The organism is Soonwooa sp., from assembly GCF_032062245.1.
Classification (GTDB): domain Bacteria; phylum Bacteroidota; class Bacteroidia; order Flavobacteriales; family Weeksellaceae; genus Soonwooa.
The window spans coordinates 1-3,398 of record NZ_DAMBQF010000058.1; the positions used below are offsets into that span (position 1 = coordinate 1).

Annotated in this window: 2 protein-coding genes; both read right to left on the bottom strand. The window is 39.5% G+C overall.

Going from position 1 to position 3,398, the window contains the following annotated elements:
* Window positions 1-436 precede the first annotated feature (436 nt).
* Window positions 437-2,503 carry an ATP-binding protein gene (locus tag RT037_RS13750; protein ID WP_004098991.1) on the bottom strand — a complete coding sequence of 689 codons (2,067 nt, stop codon included), beginning with the start codon at window positions 2,501-2,503 and terminating at the stop codon, window positions 437-439.
* Window positions 2,500-3,398, bottom strand: an 899-nt coding sequence (locus RT037_RS13755) for an SIR2 family protein (RefSeq protein WP_313032349.1), incomplete at its 5' end; no start/stop codon positions are given. The genes RT037_RS13750 and RT037_RS13755, both read right to left, overlap by 4 nt.

Below are 3,398 nucleotides of genomic sequence, written 5' to 3' on the forward strand. Positions count from 1 at the left end.
ACAACCCGCTACGGGGGAGACTTACCCGAAATCTGATTTATTCAACAAAGCCGTCGGTAGCTTACAAACATCACCTCCAGATTATGATGGCTGACCAGATATAAGGCACGCCTGAGAGCAGAAATTATCCAGCCAGTTTCATTACCAAATGCTCCGCCTCCGACCATAGTCACATATACTCTCGGATTGCCTGTAAGCCGGTAGTTCAGAACACCTGCCAGCAACGTTGCTTCGTAACGGGGTTTGAGGGCCAACGATGTAAAAAACCACGTTAATAGGTTAACCTATTGTTTTATTTTAATTATTAGGTGCTGCATTTACAGCTACTCCAATGATCATGGGGCTGATGGTCGATGGAACGCAATACCAAGTAGATTGATTGCATAAAGTTCCTTCAATTCCGATCTGCCCTCCCGTTTTCACATCCTACTTCAGTTCAATTTTGTTGCCATTCCTTTACAACAGCTTCCCAATTGGCCGTTCTCTCGACCAATTTCCCATCAGCATCCTTTCTTGTCCAAACATCCCAGAAATCAGGGTCATCAGAATGGGGTTGCTGCTCTTTCGTCAAATTTTTCATTTTAACTAAGACAGGAAGTTCAGATGCCCAGCCCATCAGTATTGCATGTTGAGATGGCAATGAAGGCAATTCACGGAGTAATCCTCGCAAATTGTCGGGTACCATTTTATGAACTTGCTCCTGATCTTTGTCATTGCTAATTCGATGCAGAAGAAAAGTATTACATTGAGATAAAACTGTAGGTGATAATTCTGATGGTCGTTGCGAAGAAATAACCATACCGAGACCAAATTTCCTGCCTTCTCGTGCAATTTTCTCAAATACTTGACAGCAAACAGCTGCGACATCCTGATTTTCACTGTCCTCACGATACCGTTTAATAAATGTATGTGCTTCTTCAGCAACAAGTACCGTAGGTAAAGATTTGTTATATAGTCGTCTATAACGTTGCAATGATTCAAAAATAATTCTTGAAATGACAGCTGTCACAAGATGAGTAATTTCAGTTGGTACTAAAGAAAGATCAATAATTGAAACGCAGCTATCACCATCACCATCTTTCCCAATATATGTTTCTAACCAATTAGCCAAGTCAACTCTATGCTCTGAGTCATTGGTTATGGGTTTCATTCTTGTATCCGCAAGCATTGTGCGTATTCTAGCTACTAGATATTCAACATATTGCTCGCTACCATTTTCTTGTGCTAACGCCTCTAAATAGGAGACTAAATTATTTCCGTCAAAAGGGACGGGGATATCCTCGTTTTTAGGAAGGAGTTCACACTCATCGCCTCCAAGGCTCTGAAATGAAGATAACACTCCATTTATGATGTTATCAACTGCGCTAACTTTAGCATTGTAATCTGGATATCTGCCTTCTCTTTGCCCACAAAAATCTTGAATAGAGATGATTAATTTATCTAGCTCAGGGCATGGTGTAGTTAATCTCGCTTTGTATTCTTCCAGACTCTGACGCCAAATATTAATTTTAGCCAAAAGATTTTTGGCTCCAGGGAAATCATTAAGTGCCGCTGCTCCTTTAGATTTATCCGCTTTTAAAGAAACCAAAATTGTACCTAGGTATTTTTTAACTTCTATATCTATATTCTTTTGTAAATCAAATTCTTCATTTCTCATTGCTCTCAAGGAGCGTTTTAGTAATGGAAGTTGTGCTTTAGGACTTGCTTGCGTGAATGATGCCCACTCCGAACTATTCCAAAACCATGAGGGTACTTGTAATTGGTTTTCACTGCCTTCAGCCTCAACCTTAAATACTCTACCTTTAAATTTCGTCGTTGGCCCCAAAGCACGTGCATACTCGCCGTTGGGGTCTAGGATGATAAATCTGGCATTTGGTTTTATTTGTGATTCCAATGCAGATTCGAGTGACCACTGGATTAATCCAGATACAGAGCAAGACTTACCGCTACCAGTATTTCCGAGCACTGCTATATGACGACCAAATAATCTATCAGGATCTACAGCTACATTTGCATTGTTCGCAAGTGGACTTTGTCCAATGATCACTCGCCTATTATTTCCAGATTCGACTATTGATCTAAGTTGTAAATCTGTCGGTAGTAAAATAGCAGCCCCAATAGAAGGAAACGATTCAGAACCTCGTTGAAATCTGAAATAATCAGTACCATCTTTGGACAAACGTTTAAGCATTCCCACCGGATTCAAACTTATTTTTTTTCGGGGGAATGGTAGATTTACTAAACCAAATTCTTGAACATCTCTTTGTTTTGGATAAGGCGAATGTTCTACAGCAAGCCACTCTATTTGCCCAACTAAGTAACCATTATCACATGATATTAATACATAACTGTTTACTCTTGGAAAGTTTCTAGGCGTTCCTGCATTCAAAGCAACAGTATCAGGTGAGTCAATCTCTAATATTGCTCTAATTTCATTAGGTGAAACAAAATCTACAGTGCCGACCCTGAGTTGCTCACCTTGTTCAATCGGAAATGAGTTCATTCAGCATCCTCGCTATTATTTGAAATTGTTGTACGATATAAACCCCTTGATTTCAATAGTTCTGCCATACGAATTGATGATCTGTCTATCGCTGCTTTAGGAAGATAAAAATCCACTAAATTCTTGATATCTCCAAAGTGGTCACCAAGTAATAAAGATATTTGAGCTTTTCTTCCACTTTCGTTTACAAAGCGCATAATTCTACCGAGTGGATCGCCGTAGGCAATTATTACTATATGCGTTGAGGGTATTGTCAGCATGTCAATAATAACACGGTTTATATGTTCATCTCCAAAACTATAACCATATGTTACCAAAGTACTATTAGGACGACATGTTGCAGATGCTAAGTCTCTGAATAGTTCAACATAAGGGTATTCTGATGTTTCTCGGTCTTTAACCGAGTTTGGATAAATCATTAATTGATGATAGTTCGCTGCTCCAGCAGCCTCCACTTGTAAAAAGGGTTCCACCGAACTCGCACCAAAAGGTAATCCAAATCGCCTTATGGCTCCTTCGGTAGTATACCAGTCCAATGAGCCATGTAATTTAGTAAAGCGCGCCACACCTTCCAAATATCTTGGTTCACCACGAATACCCGGTGGATTATAATGATAGTCGACTTCTAGTCGCGAAGATCTGAAAATAGGCGCTATAGTACCAACAAATCTGTCAATTAGTCGAATACCTGCTATTTCAGCTCCTGCTTCAATTATCCTGTCGTAATTCGTCGTGAAAATATGTAATCGATCCCTTGTCGCTGTTCGACTTGAAAAACTCATCAAAAAACTTACTAAATAATTAAACGTTTGTGTTTTTAAATCGTTTTTTGCATCGCGAGGCTTTGTTGAATAAATCGAACTTTTGCTGAGTTGAAGGATCAGATCACGTATCT

What these genes read in the sequence shown, in the direction of transcription:
- RT037_RS13750 (WP_004098991.1), bottom strand. Translation starts at nt 2,503, where the DNA reads ATGAACTCATTTCCGATTGAACAAGGTGAGCAACTCAGGGTCGGCACT.